This window comes from Chitinimonas violaceus (genome assembly GCF_052601015.1).
On sequence record NZ_JBQXDJ010000194.1, the window covers coordinates 1 to 875 of the forward strand.

The window sequence follows — 875 nt, forward strand, 5'->3', positions numbered from 1 at the left end:
CTAAGAGTGTGTTTTAAAAGTCTCAAACTGTTCCCATGTGTTGGATTTTGACATGGCTAAAAAAGTAGCGGCAGGAGAAAGCGACAGTACCCGACCGATTTAAGCGACAAGAAGTGGAAACGGATTGAACCCTTGCTGCCGGAAGCGAAAAAAGGCGGCCGTCCGCGGCAAGTGAATCTGCGGCAGGTGGTGAATGCACACTTGTATATCACACGAGCCGGTTGTGCCTGGCGCCTATTGCCGCATGACGGCTTTCCCGCTTGGCAAACCGCGTATGGCTATTTTCGCGCTTGGAGTCGAGCTGGCGTCTGGCAACGGATTCACGACACTTTGCGCGCGCAAGTGCGGCGTCGGGCCGGGCGTCACAAGCATCCTACAGCGGGGTGTATCGACAGCCAGAGCGTGAAAACCAGCGCCTCGGCAGGCGTCAAAGGATACGACGCTGGCAAGAAAATTCAAGGACGCAAACGTCACATCTTGGTCGACACCATGGGACTGATCATGGCGGTGCTGGTGACGTCGGCCTGCGTACAGGATCGTAATGGTGCAAAGTGGTTGTTGCAAACATTGACGGGGAGTTGCAAAAAGCTGCGCCGTGTCTGGGTCGATGGTGGCTATCGAGGAGCATTGCTGGAATGGGTCGCTCAGCGCTTTCGCTTCATTTTCGATGTCGTCCTGCGCCCAGACCATGCCAAGGACTTCGTGCTTTTGCCTCGCAGATGGGTCGTCGAACGTACCTTCGCTTGGCTATATCGGTATCGCCGACTCTCCAAGGACTATGAATGCCTCACCCTATCCAGCGAAACATTTATTCATATCGCCATGATCAATTTGATGCTCAACAGATTGGAAAAATAACTTTTAAAACACGCTAT

General features: G+C 53.1%; 1 pseudogene. It reads left to right on the forward strand.

Features of this window, described 5'->3' with window-relative positions:
* Window positions 1-87: 87 nt before the first annotated feature.
* Window positions 88-858, forward strand: a pseudogene (locus ACUHMQ_RS20860) (IS5 family transposase); the annotation flags it as partial.
* Between the last annotated feature and the right edge of the window lie 17 nt (window positions 859-875).